We start from the raw sequence: 14,501 nt of genomic DNA on the forward strand, positions 1-14,501 counted from the left end.
CCTGCCATATTCGCCCTTTACCGAATAGCGCGGCCTTTGCATCGCATTAGTCGATCACCCATGCGAAAATGCGCCGGACGAGAAAGGAATCCCATGGAATCGACTGATGTACTGGTAATAGGATCTGGCATTGCGGGCCTTTGTGCCGCCATAGAAGCGGCACGCGCGGGCGCGACCGTTGCCGTCGCAAGCGCCGGCAAGACCATGAGCGGATCGAGCTTCTTCCCGGGCACCTGGGGCCTAGGTCTCATCGGTCCCGTTAACGAAGACGACGAACAGGATCTTATCGACACCATCCAAGCCGTCGGCGGCGGTGTCGCCGACCCTACGCTCGTCCAGACGTTCGTCCACGGTATTCCCCAGGCCATCCAATGGCTCGAGCAGGATCTAGGTGTTGAGCTCCAACGCCCGCAAAGCGCCGAGAGCGCCCTGCAAAAGCAATTTATCCCCTGCTTTGACCATAAGACACGCAATTGGCGCGGCCTCACCCGCAAGCCCCTTGAGGACGCGTGTACGGCCCAGATCAAGTCTCTCGGCATTCGCCTGCTCCCCAGCCACGAGCTTATCGACCTTGTTGAAGATACGGACGGAAAGATTACCGGCACCGTACTCTACGACCGCGCAAACGAGCATCTCGTACCTATGGCAGCCAAGGCCACCATCATCGCTGCGGGCGGCACGGGTGGCCTGTTCGAGCGAAGCCTCACTTCCGCCGACGTGCTCAGCTCCTCGCAGGCCATCGCGCTGGCACACGGCGCAACGCTCACTAATATAGAGTTCATGCAGATGATGCCGGGCTTCATCGAGCCCAAGCGCAACCTTGTCTTTAACGAGAAGACCTGGCGCTACGTACATGTAGACCAGCCGGTCGATATCGCCGACGACAAGCTGGACGATCTGCTTGAGCAACGCTCCGGATATGGCCCCTTCACCTCGCGCTTGGCCTCCCGTGTCATCGATCTTGCCATCGATCAAGCGGGTACCGAAGGTCTGGCGCTCCACTACGACTTCCCCCGCGAGGACGTCCCCGAGTTTGTGCAGACCTTTGCCACCTGGCTACAAGACGAGCACGGCATCGCGCCGACCGACGAGATGCGTGTGGCGATGTATGCCCACGCCGCCAATGGCGGCATCAAAATCGACAAGACCGCATACACGGGCGTTGAGGGCCTCTATGCCTGCGGCGAGGCGACAGGCGGCATGCACGGGGCCGATCGCATTGGTGGCCTGTCAAGCGCCAACGGCATCGTGTTTGGGCGCATCGCGGGCGCCTCGGCAGCCCAAGCAGCACAGAATGCACCTGAGGTGGCCCCAAAGGCGGATGTCGCCCTCCCCCAGCATGGCATTGCCACAACAGACGCCGAGCGCCTGACCCGCGGCCTTAAGCACACGATGAGTACCTATTGCATGATCAACCGCACCGAAGGGGGCCTATCCAAGGCACTACACGAGCTTGAGGGCTTGAAGACGGAGGCAACGACCTTGAGCACACAGAAAGCTCAGGACAGCGAAATCGCAGCCCTCGCCCGCCTGCAATCGCAGATTCAACTAGCACAGGAAATGGTCAAAGCCATGCGCAAACGGACCGAAAGCCTCGGATCGCACTATCGAGCGGACTAAACTGGACACTCATCTAAAGCAGAACACAACTAATCGATATCTATGGGCCCCGTAAGCTCGAGGTGGCACGGGGTCCATTCGTGTCCGCACGGCAGCGTATCCTTATTCTGAATACAGAGCAGGCAAAACCCGCACAGACAATAGACCAGCGGGGAGGAGATATGGACAGTCGTGATATCGAGAAGTGGCGTGTCAAACTTGATAGCTCCGCCAATGTGGAAGACGGCGTTGAGTATTGGCTCGCACGCGATTTAATGGAACCCATGGGGTACACTCGATGGGAGAACTTCGCCGAAGTTGTTAAGAGGGCAAAAGTCTCGTGCGAAACAAACAAAACTCCAGTTGATTCCCATTTTCGTGATACCACGAAAATGGTAACAGCCGGTGTCGCCGCTCGCGCGGTTAAAGACTACAAACTTACTCGCTATGCATGCTATTTAATCGCACAGAACGGAGATTCAAACAAGCCAGAGATCGCGCTCGCCCAGGCATACTTTGCCGTGCAGACGCGCCGCCAAGAGCTCATAGAACAGCGCTTCGCAGAGATTCAGCGCTTGCAGGCGCGCCACTCGCCATCCGATTCAAAGAAACAGCTCTCGGGTATTGCGTTCAAACGCGGCGTGGACTCCAAAGGATTCGCGATCATCAAGTCGAAGGGCGATGAAGCGTTATTCGGCGGCAGAAGCACGGCGGAAATGAAGCAGCAGCTCGGCGTACCCAAGAGCGCGGCATTGGCGGACAGATTAGCCGATGTCCTCATCAAAGCAAAGGACCTTACGAACTCGATGACGGCCTTCAACACCGAGGAACACGACCTGTACGGTCTGGACCAGATCAAGCAAGAGCACGTCGAGAATAACACAAGCGTACGTGGCAGCCTCATCGACCGTGGAATTGTTCCCGAGAATCTACCGCCTGCCGAGGATACAAAGAAGCTCGAACGTCGCGTGAAAGCAGACGAGAAAAAACTCAAGGAGGGCACAGACGGATTCACCGACCCCCAGGGCAGGCTCGACTTGTAAAGCGTCTGTGCCCTTTCGGGTTCGACCCCATGCGAGGTCAACAAAAAAGACGGCCAACTTTCGCTGACCGTCTTAACATGCTTTGGTGGGCCGTCAGGGGGTCAGCCTGCTGCGCAGGCGGCCGCTGCGGCGCTTCGCGCCTTGCGCGCTGCGCTGGCAAACGCTTACGCGTTTCCTCAGCTCCGCGCCCTTTCGGGTTCGACCCATGTATGGTTAACAAAAAAAGCGACTAGCCGAAGCCAGTCGCTTTAACATGCTTTGGTGGGCCGTCAGGGGGTCGAACCCTGGACCTTGGGATTAAGAGTCCCCTGCTCTACCAACTGAGCTAACGACCCAAAGCTAAAGTCCGTAGTAGCGGACTTTAGAGGAGATATCGTGTGGTGGGCCGTCAGGGGGTCGAACCCTGGACCTTGGGATTAAGAGTCCCCTGCTCTACCAACTGAGCTAACGACCCGATATCAACACGAAGCAAGAACTGGGGTGGGTAAAGGGACTCGAACCCTCGACCTACGGGACCACAACCCGTCGCTCTAGCCAACTGAGCTACACCCACCGTGTCCTGTGCGCTTCGCGCTCGACTATTATTGCAAGGAACGCCACGCGACGCAAGCCCCAATTTTCAAGAATTTTGAAAAGAGTTTTTCGGATCCATTTCGAGCAAATCCCACCGGTTCCATAGGAGTAAACTTGCCCCACCCCGATGTTCGAAAGGACAAGCATGAAAGAACTCTCCAATCGCACGGCAACGTTTACCGATTCGGTCATCCGCCGCATGACGCGCATCTCCGATATGTACGGCGCCGTCAACCTCTCGCAGGGCTTCCCCGACTTTGATCCCCCAGCGCAGCTGCTCAAGAGCCTGAACACCATCGCCACCGATCCCAAACCGCTCTACCACCAGTACTCCATCACCTGGGGCTCCCAGGCCATGCGCGAGGCGCTTGCCGCCAAACAGGAGCACTTTATGGGCATACCGATCGACCCCAACCAGAACATCGTGGTCACTTGCGGCTCCACCGAGGCCATGATGGCTGCCATGATGACGGTCACCAACCCCGGCGACAAGGTCGTCATCTTCTCGCCGTTCTACGAGAACTACGGCGCCGACACGATCCTATCGGGTGCCGAGCCCATCTATGTGCCGCTCAACCCGCCCACATTCGACTTTGACCGCGAGACACTCGAGGCTGCCTTCCGCGACAACGACCCCAAGGCCATCGTCCTGTGCAACCCTTCCAATCCCTGCGGTAAGGTCTTTACGCGCGATGAGCTCACCTTTATCGCCGACCTCTGCAAAAAGTACGACGCCTACTGCATCACCGACGAGGTATACGAGCACATCGTCTACGCGCCCCACGAGCACGTCTATATGGCCACGCTGCCCGGCATGTTCGAGCGCACCATCAGCTGCAGTTCGCTATCCAAGACGTACTCCATCACCGGCTGGCGTCTGGGCTACACCATCGCCCCGGCCCAGATTACCGAGCGCATCAAGAAGGTCCACGACTTCCTCACCGTGGGTGCCGCCGCTCCCCTGCAGGAAGCCGTCGTCACCGCCCTCAACTTCGACGACAGCTATTACCAGGAGGTCCTCGATCTCTACACAGCCAAGCGCGATCTGTTCTGTCAGGGTCTCGATAGCATTGGTCTTGAGCATAACGTGCCGCAGGGCGCCTACTACGTCATGATGGACATCTCTGAGTTTGGCTATGACAGCGACCTCGACTTCTGCGAGGACCTCGCGTCTAAGGTGGGCGTGGGCGCTGTGCCCGGCTCGAGCTTCTTCCGTGAGCCCGTCAACCATCTGATTCGCCTCCACTTTGCCAAGCGAGACGAGACGATTAGCGCGGCGCTGGAGAACCTCAAGTCGCTACGCGATAAAATCAAGCCGCGCGGGTAAGGACGGCCCGGCAACTAAAGCACCCAAAGAAGCCCCGCACCGCACGCGCGTTGTGGGGCTTCTTTTTATAGCGCTTTCTTAATTTGTTTAAAGCGCTATACTTTAGTCACGGAGCAACTCGTCCGGGGGGGAGGAATACTATGGCAGAGCAGCAGCTTATCGGAGCGCTCGAGGCCGGCGGCACCAAGATGGTCTGCGCCACGGGCTATGTAGACGGTACGGTCCTGGAGCGTGAGCAGATTGCAACCACGACCCCGCAGGAGACCGTTGAGGCCGTCAACGCATGGTTTGCAAACAAGGGCATCGCCGCGCTGGGCATCGGCGCCTTTGGCCCCACCGCAGTCAACCCTGCCTCGCCCCAATACGGCAAGATCTTGGAGACGCCCAAGACGGCATGGCGCTACTTTGACCTGCTGGGCACCATCCAAAACGAGCTCAATATTCCCTGTGGCTACGACACCGACGTCAACGTCGCCTGCCTGGGCGAGGTCAGCTTTGGTTGCGCCCAGGGCCTCACCGACGTGGTGTATCTGACCATCGGTACCGGTGTGGGCGCCGGCGTGCTCTCGGGCGGCCAGCTCGTGCACGGCATGATGCATCCCGAGGCAGGGCACATCCTGGTCACGCGCGATCCGCGCGACACCATCGGCGAGCACAGCGGCTGCCCCTTCCACGACAACTGCCTCGAGGGCCTCATCGCAGGCCCCGGCATTAAAAAGCGCTGGGATGGCAAAAGCGCCGGAGACATGGCCGATGACCCGGAGGCCATGGACCTGCTCGCAGGCTACCTGGCACAGGCACTCATGACCTACACGCTGTGCTATGCGCCGCAAAAGATCATCATCGGCGGCGGCGTGGCCGACCACACCCCCATCGTGCCGCTCGCCCGCAAAAAGTGCGCCGAGATGCTCAATGGCTATATCGTCACGCCCGAGGTCAACGACATCGATACCTACATTGTCAACAACAGCCTCGAGGGTAAGCAGGGCATCATGGGCTGTCTGGCCCTTGGCGCACAGGCGCTCCAGTAAAGGGTGCACCAACGACACACGGTATTGCCGGGCCCGTATAACGCGCAGACAACGCTATCGCGTCCTGCAGGGCCCCCAAACGCACAAGGCCGTCTAGGACCAAGCAAAACGTCCTAGGCGGCCTTTTTGGTACATACAAGCGATCGGAGGAGATATCGGAGCACGACGCCGGTAGCCGCTCCGCAGCAGTCAATCATCACGTCGGTAATCATGCCGGCGCGCCCCGGCACAAATAACTGAATCGTCTCGTCGATTGAGGGGACCAGCAACAGAAAAACCACCGTGGGAAGCAGTCTGTCAAAAGTGCGTCGACCCTCGATATCAAAGGCATGTGTCACCAAAACACCGAGCACCATATACTCGGTAAAGTGTGCGCACTTGCGGACGACAAAGTTGGTTACCCATTCATACGGCAGGCTCAAGCTATGCAAAAACCCGCGGACGTCCTCCATGATCGCCAAGCTCAGTGAGCCAGACCCCGTGCCGGGAACCAGTGAATTGCCCCAGATCAGCAACACCATGGCGCAGGCCGCAACCGCCCACTTACGATCGATCTTAATCATGCAGAACTAGGCCTCGGCACGAAGCGGCGTAAAACTGGCGGTACCGCCCTCGATAACACTCAAATAGGCACGGCCCGTACGCTTGGCGGTAGAGGACTGCAGGCGCTCGATCTCTTCCTCAAGGATCTGATTGACGCGCTCATGACGACGGTTTTCCATAACGCCGGCGGCGATAGCCTCGGCGCGCTCGATACTCTCGCGCGAGATACGCGCGGTATCCTCGGGAAACACGGAGCTGTGGCGGCCGACATAGACGGGAGCAACAGACACAGGTGAGGCTGCAGGCGTGGGCATCGGCGCGGGAGCGGGCTCGGCGACCTCGGCCATGATCGCCATAGCGGCGGCCCACATGTCCTCGTGGCCCGAATAATCGGCCATGGGGATATCTTCCTCGAGGGAGGCATCGGGGAGACTGTCGGTATCCACGCGATTCTGGGCATCGATAGAGGCAGTGATGGCGGCGGGCTCGTCCAAATCGGCGAGATCCACACCCTTGGCATCGGAAATGATGGGCATGCTGGCGAGCTTGGCGTTGTACGGCACCGCCTCCGCGGCCTGCATTTGGGCCGAAGCGCCCCAAAGCGAGCTTTCGGCAGCACGACGAGCGGCGATGGTCTCCTCGTCGACAACCAGGGGCTCATCGGCAAAGGGGTCGGCGACAGGAGCCGGCTGAGCTGCGCCCTGCTGGCCGGTCGAAGCGGCCGCCGCGGCAGAGGCGTACGCAGCCGAAGAAGCACCGTTAGAGGCGGCATTGTTGGCGGCGTTGGCCACAAGCGCCACGAAAGCTGCAGTGCTGCCCGCAGGGGCGGCATGAGAGCCCGAGACGGCACGTGCGGCAGCAGCGATGTCGTCGCGGTTATAGGAGCCAGTCTTTTCACCGTTTGTGAGCTCGTCAATTGCGACCTGATAGACATCGCGCGAGCGAGCGGGATCGCAGCTAACCGGCGAATCGTCGTCGAGCATGCTATCGATCATAGCCCAGGCATCGGCCTCGTCCATGGCATTGGCGGCGCGGGCGATGGTCGGAACGCCATCATCGGCATGACGGCGCTGAAACGCGCCGGTCAGACCGGAGAGAAGCGAAGAGGATTGACCCTGCTCGTCCAAAGTGACAGGAGCAGCAGCCCGGGGAGCGGCCTCCTCCTGCTGAACGGGAATAGAGGCGGTCTTGAACTCGTTGTAGGTCCGACTAAACTGAGCGGCGCCGCCCACGGCATCGGGCTCAAACAGGCGGCCATCGTGCTCCGCACGATACTCAGAGATACCCAGCGAGGCGGCATAGATACCCACGCCGGCCACTGCGCCCACGGCAAAGGGAACAGCACCCGCGACGACCGTCTCGTTGATTGACGAAAACGGCAGTGTAGCGGCATACACGACCACGGGTGCGGCAAGGCCGATCCCGCAGGAAAGTCCGGCAAGGACTGCTCGTTGTGTTGCATCAGAAGAAGCCATGAGCTCTCCCCATCTTCCAGCACCCAAATCGCATCATTCAGTTGGCTGCGCGAGAGAAGATGAAGCGGGGCTATGCCCCAAAGCAACGGTATAAGGTTCGTTTCATCTGCGTTTTCCGTCGCGAAGCTTAACTGCTATTATGCGAAACCCCCTTGGGGATTGCAAGCGACGAAGCGGAATTGAAACGGGAAAATCGCTGCTTGCCGGTCGTGAGGTCAATAATCGTTGGCGAGCGGCTATACGAAAAGGGCCAGGATCTAAACCCCGGCCCTTCTGGCATGTCTATGGTTGCTGTCGCGTGCAGCGGACGGACTAGAACGTCTGCTCGTAGTCGCTGTGCTTTTTTGCCGAACGCACCAGGAACTCCTGGTTGGTATTGGTGCCCTTGAGGCCCTTGATAAACGACGCTGCCGCGCGCTCGGTATTGTTCATGCCGGCGAGGATGCGGCGCAGGCCAAAGACAAACGGACGCATTTGCTCGTCGACCAGCAGGTCCTCGTTGCGCGTACCGGAGGCAACGGGGTCGATGGCCGGGAAGATGCGGCGGTCGGCCAGATCGCGATCGAGCTTGAGCTCCATGTTGCCGGTGCCCTTGAACTCCTCAAAGATGACCTCGTCCATCTTGGAGCCGGTATCGATAAGGGCGGAAGCAAGGATGGTGAGTGAGCCGCCGTTTTCGATATTGCGGGCAGCACCCAGGAAGCGCTTGGGCGGATACAGGGCCGCCGAATCGACGCCGCCCGAAAGGATGCGGCCCGAGGCGGGCGCCGCCAGGTTGTACGCACGGGCAAGACGCGTGATGGAGTCGAGAACCACCACGACGTCGCCGCCCAACTCCACGATGCGCTTGGCGCGCTCGATGACGAGCTCGGCCACGCGGGTATGGTTGTCGGCGGGCATATCGAAGGTGGAGGCCACGACCTCGCCCTCAATGGAGCGCTGCATATCGGTGACCTCTTCGGGGCGCTCGTCGACGAGCAGGCAGATGAGGTGCACCTCGGGATTGTTGATCGAGATGGATTGGCAGATTTTTTTGAGAATCGTGGTCTTACCGGCCTTGGGCGGTGACACGATCAGGCCACGCTGGCCCTTGCCGATCGGCGACACGATATCGATGGCGCGACCGGTAATGGAATCCTTGCCATGCTCCATGCGCAGCGGCTCATTGGGGTAGACCGGCGTGAGATCGCCGAACTTGGGGCGATTGCGAATCCGCTCGGGGTCCAAACCGTTGACGGTCGTGATTTTGGCGAGACCGGCACGCTTGTCGCCGCCGCGCGAGGGGCGAAGCGAACCCTCGATCACGTCGCCCGTGCGCAGACGCGCGGAGCGGATGAGGTAGGCGGGCACGAAGGCGTCGTCATTGGACTTCATGTAGCCGTGGGCATGGATAATGCCGGAGCTGTCCGGGCGAATCTGCAGGATGCCCTTAATATCGCGGAAGCCCTCGGCCTTCGCGGCTGTGGTGTAGATCTCTTCGACGAGCTCGGCCTTCTTCTTGCCGGTCGTCTCGATCTCGAACTCCTTGGCCTTCTCGCGCAGCTCGGCGACCTTCATGGCCGCGAGCTCCTCGCGCGAAAGCGTGGGCTCAGTCGGAGCAGCATTGCGCTCCTTATTGCGCTGTTTGCGGTCGCGCTGACGGCTGCGGCGGTCGTTGCTACGATCGTCCTTGCGCTCGCTGCGCTCATCGTTACGCTTGTGCTGACGGCGGTTGGGGCGGGAACCCTCTTCGGCCTCAGCGCTCTCGACGGCAGGCGTCGTGGGCGCATCGGCGGTCGCCGGGGTCTCGCCGTCCGACTTAGCGTCGGACTCGGGCTGTTGCTCAGCATCCCCCTGCTGTTCGGCAGACTTGGTCTTGGAAGATTTCTTGCGCGTGCGCTTGGGCTTCTCGCCTGCCGGCCGATCGGTGCCCTCCGTCTCGGGAGTCGTGTCGACACTCGCCTCGGTAGACTCAGCTACCGCAGATTCGGCGCCGGACTTCGCCTCTGCCTTAGCTGGGCGTTTGGCTGCGGTGTGACGGCTGCGCCCGGGACGAACGTCGACAGGCTCGGCAGCGGCAGAAACAGCGACCTCAGGAACATCAGCGCCCTCGGCCGAAACCACGACAGCCGCTGCAGGCTCGACGAACGCCGGAGCATCTTGGACAGAAGCCGCGGCAGCGGCCGCCTTCTCCGCCTCGACAAATGCCTTGGGCTTGCGGCCGCGGCGATGCGGGCGCAAAGCAGGATCGACGACAAATGCACCGCCGGCCTCGGCAGGCACGACAGACTCAGCAGAGGAAGCGTCCTCCCCCGCCGCAGAGCGAACCGGGGTCTCGGCGGCATCGGACGAAGCCTGCTCGGCAGCCTGCTGGACTTTGGCCGCCGTGCGACGGCGCGTGCGCGGAGCCGGCTTTTCTACTACCTGCTCGGGAGCCGGAGCCGAAGGCGCTTCGGAGGCGGTCGAAGCCGCGAGTTCGGTCAGAGCCGCGGCATCGCGCTCGGCGGCACGACGGCGAGCACGAACAACCTGGGCTTCGCTGATCTGCGCAAGCGCGCGGGCCTGCGCAACCTCATCTGAAAGCGGCGCCGAAACCTCGGCGGAAACCGGACGCTTGGCACGCGTCGTGCGCGTGGTGCGGCGTTTAGGCTTTGCAGCCTCATCGCCATCCGCAGCGGGCTTGGCCACACGACGCGTGCGCTTGGGCTTCACGGGCGCAGCCTCCTCCCCGGTAGCAGGCGCGGCGGGAACAGGCTTCTCACTCAAAGCCGAGGCAGCGTTCTGGTGTGTCTCGGGGACCGACGCCTGCGACGGTGCGGGTTTCGCGATTTGGTCCAACGCAACCGGTGCAGCGGGAGTGGTTTGTGCCGTGCTTATTTCATTTTCTTGCTGTTGATCAGACACAGTGTTTGCTCAACTTTCTTTTAAAGCCCTGTGATCACATGCTCCCTGCATAAACCTTCAGGGCGGCTAAACAGTCTAGCTCCGTTCAAAACACAACGGGCATCATTGATCTGTATCGAGATGATTACGTCAAATACGCAGCGTTAGTGTAACACAACCGCCACCACCTGCAACTTAGTCATTGGACGTTCTTATACAACTGGTCAAAAGGGACACTCTCCCTCAAAAGCGCTTCCTCTGTCGCACCAGAGGAGTGAAGCCGTGGCATCCGGAATAGCCGCGCCACGAAACGCGCCTATCTACTACGTTTGACCCGCGACCCCTGACCATCCCCTCGATCTTCCTAAAATCGCAAGCCCGCTACCTGCGGTTTTAATATCGTACTTTACGGCATGGTTCGGGGTATGCGACTAAACGTAGTAGATAAGCCCGTTTCGTGGCGGACGGTTTCGCACCGCTCTCCCACCGGACAAAAATGATCCGTTTTCCTCCGTCCCCAAGGGGTCGTTTTCAAAACGATCGCGGATTACGGTGCAAGAACGGCGTAAGCCAACCATACCCTGCATTTTTAATATTCGACAAGCCGTCTACCTGCGATTTTATTTTCGTTGCTGTTGCTATGGTCGCCAGGCAGCGATTCAGCCCCGTAAACCGGTATAGTTGCGTTTTTGTAGCATTTTTCAACACGCCAAAAAGCCCCGCCAAACGCAAAAAGCCCGACCTCCGCATGGAGATCGGGCTTATAGGGCTCAGCAAAGCCAAACCTACACGGTCAAACGACCCGTAGATTACATCTGCTCGGGTGCAGAAACGCCAACCAGAGTGAGCACCAGGGCGAGCGTCACGCGGACGGCGTCGCAAGCGGCCAGACGGGCGCGCGAAAGCTCGGGATCGACGGGACGGCCCTCACTCGGAAGCACCTGGCAGGCAGCGTAGAAGCTGTGGAAGTCGCCGGCGAGCTCCTCGGCAAAGTGCGTCAGACGGAACGGGGCGCGGTCGCGAGCGCAGCTGGCAATGAGGTCAGTGAGCTCGTTGAGCTTACGCGAAAGGGCAAGCTCGGTGGGGTCGGTCAGCAGCGAGTAGTCGACGTTCTCGCCGATGGCCTTGGCGGCGACGGCCTTCATGCCCATCTCGTCAGCCTGCTCGGGCGTAACGTCAGCGGCACGGCGCAGAATGGAGCACACACGAGCGTGAGCGTACTGCACGTAGTAGACCGGGTTGGAGTTATCACGCTTCTTAACGGCCTCGATGTCGAAGTCGACCATCTGGTTGGAGCTCTTGGAGATGAGCGTGTAACGGGCGGCGTCGGAGCCGACCTCGTCGACGAGCTCCTGCAGGGTCACCATGGTGCCCTTGCGCTTGGACATACGGACGGGCTTGCCGTTGCGCAGCAGGTTGACGAGCTGGCCCAGCAGAACCTCGAACTTGCCGGGATAGCCAAGAGCGTCGCAGACACAGCGGACGCGGTCGATGTAGCCATGGTGGTCGGCGCCCCAGATGTCGATGACGTGGTCGACGCGCTGGAACTTGTCCCAGTGATAGGCAACGTCGGAGGCGAAGTAGGTGTACTCGCCGTCGGACTTGATCAGAACGCGGTCCTTGTCGTCGCCCAGGTCGGTGGAGCGGAACCACAGAGCGCCGTCCTTGGTGTAGAGGTAGCCCATCTTGTCGAGCTTCTCGAAAGCGCGGTCGACGGCGGAGGTGCCTGCGGTCTCGCCCTCGGTGTCCTTCACGTACAGCGAGCGCTCGGAGAACCAACGATCGAAGTCGCAGTTGACGGCGTGGCAAAGGTCGCGCATGTTGTCGACCATCTTTACATAGCCGCGCTCGCGGAAGCTCTCCATACGCTCCTGCGGATCGGCGTCGACCCACTTGTCACCGTCGGTGCGCCAGAACTCGGCGGCCTCGTCGATGATGTAGTCGCCGCCGTAGGAGTCCTTGCCCAGAGTCTCGGCAAAGTTGTCCTGATACGGATGGGTCTCGGGATGCTCGTCGTTCTCGTCGGCAACAAAGGCATCGCGGTCGGCAATCAGCAGCTTGTGAGCCTCGTCGATATCCACGCCCTGCTTGGCGATGATGTCGGCAAGCTGCATATAGCGCGTGCTGATGGAGTTGCCGAAGGTGTTCATCTGAGAGCCGTGGTCGTTGATATAGAACTCACGCTGGATATCGTAACCGGCATGGTCCATAACGCGGCAGAGGGAGTCGCCCAGAGCGGCCCAACGGCCATGGCCAATATGCATGGGGCCGACGGGGTTGGCGGAGACAAACTCGACCTGGGTCTTCAGGCCGCCGCCGACGTTGGACTTAGCGAAGTCCATGCCCTTCTCGCGAGCCTCGCCGAAGATGGCGTTCTTGACGGCGACGGAGAGGTAGAAGTTGATGAAGCCAGGGCCGGCGATCTCGACCTTCTCGATCGCGGGATCCTCGGGCATATGGGCAACGACGGCCTCGGCGATCTTGCGCGGGGCGCAGTGAGCCAGCTTGGCGGACTTCAGGGCCATGGTGGAGGTCCACTCGCCATGAGAAGTGTCAGCCGGTCGCTCGATAGCGCAATCGTCAAGTTCAAATGCGGAAAGGTCGCCGGCCTCCTGGGCCGCAGCAAGCGCAGCGCGTACCAGCTCTTCAATCTTCTCGGGCATAGATCCTCCTTGTGTTAAAGCCCCCGAGCTCTTGGTCACTCGTAGGGCAAAAGCCAGAGTTTGCAGCACTCTATCACAAGCGGTAACTACTGTCGCAGGGTAAAGTCAATCGATATTGCATATGCACAAAATTGACTACAGTTGTCGCAAGGCCATTCAAAGATGGCGGTCTGCCTGCTGGTTGTGCACCCGCCGAAAATGCATAAACATCTGCATGGGCAGCTCAGAATATCGAATACTCTTACCTATCGGATTTGTGTGCTTTTCCTGCATAAAGTAAGGGTTTGCGCACGTCAGCGTGGTATTCTAGACATACGTAAATTCGTATAAGTTGGAGGTAGCATGTTCTCAATCGGTCAACACGTCATTCATCCGGGTCAGGGAGTCTGCACCGTCGTCGGTTTTAGGGAAGACACACCGCAGCCCATGCTGTTGCTCGAGACCAAGCAGGGACATGCGCAGACGATCCTCATGTACCCCGTGGCGCAGGCCGACCGTCTGCATGCCGCCATCTCCCAGCAAGATGCCGAGCACCTACTGAGCCATTACGACGAGCTGGAGTGCGACACCTTTACCGAGCGCAACAGCTCGCTCGAGGAGACGCACTTTAAGCAGCAGCTCAAACTGGGTGCGCCCGAGACGGTCCGCGTGGCAAAAACCATGATGCACCGTATTCGCCAAGCCGAGGAAGCAGATAAAAAACCCAGCTCTTACTACATGCGCGTACTCAAGGAAGCCAAGCGCCGCTCCATCGAGGAGATTGCCGTGGCCCTGGGCATCACCGAGGAAGACGCCGAAGCCCGCCTATCCCAAGCCGCCCTCAACTAACCTGCCAAAAAGGGACAGGTTTATTTTGGCAGGTTTTATCTGGGGAAACGTCAAAAACAATTGGTAAATGGTCGGGTGCTCCGTTTTGTTTGTAAGCCCCGGCCATTTTTTATCGCCGCGAAAATGCGTGAAGCCCATTTGTGATGACATCACGCGAGGGCCGTCCAGATCGACGCAACCAACGCCCGTATCCGCAACAAGCGCACCCGTCTTGCTCAATTACCATTAAAAAGCATCAATTTAAAAACGCAATAACATTTCGGCAGGTAGCAGCTATAGTCGGTGAACTGAATCTCGACAACCGAAGCCCCCGAATGAGGTATCTTCAGCCCATCCAAGCTAAAGGAGGGGCCATGCCGAGAAAACCTCGTTCAAAGTCACCAACCGGTTATTTCCACGTCACGTTGCGTGGAAACGGAGGGCAATTGCTGTTTGACGATGCCGAGGACCGAATCGCCATGCTTCAGATCCTCGATGCAATCCTCCCCAAACACAATATCGAGCTTATCGCTTGGTGCCTTATGGGAAACCATATTCATTTGGCACGGCAATCGTGC

10 protein-coding genes and 3 tRNA genes are annotated in these 14,501 nt (G+C 59.6%); 5 read left to right on the forward strand and 8 right to left on the reverse strand.

Annotation, left to right across the window (positions count from 1 at the left end; genetic code table 11):
* Nucleotides 1-93: 93 nt before the first annotated feature.
* Both ACQQ92_RS06130 and dinD read left to right on the forward strand, forming a co-directional pair.
* The gene (locus ACQQ92_RS06130) at nucleotides 94-1,620 is read left to right on the forward strand and encodes an FAD-dependent oxidoreductase (protein ID WP_427796039.1); all 1,527 of its coding nucleotides are present in this window, start codon (nucleotides 94-96) and stop codon (nucleotides 1,618-1,620) included.
* 161 nt (nucleotides 1,621-1,781) lie between these two features.
* Entirely contained in the window at nucleotides 1,782-2,642 is an 861-nt protein-coding gene (gene dinD / locus ACQQ92_RS06135; RefSeq protein WP_427796040.1) for a DNA damage-inducible protein D, read from the forward strand.
* Nucleotides 2,643-2,901: 259 nt separating this feature from the next.
* Here dinD and ACQQ92_RS06140 read toward each other — a convergent pair.
* The 3 genes from ACQQ92_RS06140 to ACQQ92_RS06150 all read right to left on the reverse strand — a co-directional run bounded on the left by ACQQ92_RS06140 (nucleotide 2,902) and on the right by ACQQ92_RS06150 (nucleotide 3,195).
* Nucleotides 2,902-2,977: transfer RNA gene (locus ACQQ92_RS06140), tRNA-Lys, on the reverse strand.
* Nucleotides 2,978-3,020: 43 nt separating this feature from the next.
* Nucleotides 3,021-3,096: transfer RNA gene (locus ACQQ92_RS06145), tRNA-Lys, on the reverse strand.
* 22 nt (nucleotides 3,097-3,118) lie between these two features.
* Nucleotides 3,119-3,195: transfer RNA gene (locus tag ACQQ92_RS06150), tRNA-His, on the reverse strand.
* Nucleotides 3,196-3,360: 165 nt separating this feature from the next.
* Between ACQQ92_RS06150 and ACQQ92_RS06155 the strand changes: the two genes are divergently transcribed.
* Nucleotides 3,361-4,542 carry a pyridoxal phosphate-dependent aminotransferase gene (locus ACQQ92_RS06155; RefSeq protein WP_427796041.1) on the forward strand — a complete coding sequence of 394 codons (1,182 nt, stop codon included), beginning with the start codon at nucleotides 3,361-3,363 and terminating at the stop codon, nucleotides 4,540-4,542.
* Between the two features lie 140 nt (nucleotides 4,543-4,682).
* Nucleotides 4,683-5,573 (forward strand): ROK family protein, encoded by an 891-nt coding sequence (locus ACQQ92_RS06160; protein ID WP_427796042.1) that lies wholly within the window; start codon nucleotides 4,683-4,685, stop codon nucleotides 5,571-5,573.
* Between the two features lie 113 nt (nucleotides 5,574-5,686).
* Here the strand turns inward: ACQQ92_RS06160 and ACQQ92_RS06165 are convergent, their stop codons facing one another.
* The 4 genes from ACQQ92_RS06165 to argS all read right to left on the reverse strand — a co-directional run bounded on the left by ACQQ92_RS06165 (nucleotide 5,687) and on the right by argS (nucleotide 13,116).
* The gene (locus tag ACQQ92_RS06165; protein WP_427794116.1) at nucleotides 5,687-6,136 is read right to left on the reverse strand and encodes a VanZ family protein; all 450 of its coding nucleotides are present in this window, start codon (nucleotides 6,134-6,136) and stop codon (nucleotides 5,687-5,689) included.
* A gap of 6 nt (nucleotides 6,137-6,142) precedes the next feature.
* The gene (locus tag ACQQ92_RS06170; protein ID WP_427796043.1) at nucleotides 6,143-7,591 is read right to left on the reverse strand and encodes a hypothetical protein; all 1,449 of its coding nucleotides are present in this window, start codon (nucleotides 7,589-7,591) and stop codon (nucleotides 6,143-6,145) included.
* A gap of 312 nt (nucleotides 7,592-7,903) precedes the next feature.
* Nucleotides 7,904-10,336, reverse strand: a complete 2,433-nt coding sequence (gene rho, locus ACQQ92_RS06175; RefSeq protein ID WP_427796044.1) for a transcription termination factor Rho — start codon at nucleotides 10,334-10,336, stop codon at nucleotides 7,904-7,906.
* 926 nt (nucleotides 10,337-11,262) lie between these two features.
* Nucleotides 11,263-13,116: an arginine--tRNA ligase gene (gene argS, locus ACQQ92_RS06180; protein ID WP_427796045.1), complete on the reverse strand. Its 1,854-nt coding sequence runs from the start codon at nucleotides 13,114-13,116 to the stop codon at nucleotides 11,263-11,265.
* A gap of 342 nt (nucleotides 13,117-13,458) precedes the next feature.
* On the opposite strand from argS, the gene ACQQ92_RS06185 reads away from it, so the two are divergent.
* Nucleotides 13,459-13,944 carry a CarD family transcriptional regulator gene (locus tag ACQQ92_RS06185; RefSeq protein ID WP_427796046.1) on the forward strand — a complete coding sequence of 162 codons (486 nt, stop codon included), beginning with the start codon at nucleotides 13,459-13,461 and terminating at the stop codon, nucleotides 13,942-13,944.
* On the opposite strand, the gene ACQQ92_RS06190 is transcribed toward ACQQ92_RS06185, so the two are convergent.
* Nucleotides 13,921-14,163, reverse strand: a complete 243-nt coding sequence (locus tag ACQQ92_RS06190) for a hypothetical protein (protein ID WP_427796047.1) — start codon at nucleotides 14,161-14,163, stop codon at nucleotides 13,921-13,923. The genes ACQQ92_RS06185 and ACQQ92_RS06190 overlap by 24 nt on opposite strands.
* Between the last annotated feature and the right edge of the window lie 338 nt (nucleotides 14,164-14,501).

This window comes from Collinsella sp. SGI.241 (assembly GCF_050312955.1).
Classification (GTDB): domain Bacteria; phylum Actinomycetota; class Coriobacteriia; order Coriobacteriales; family Coriobacteriaceae; genus Collinsella.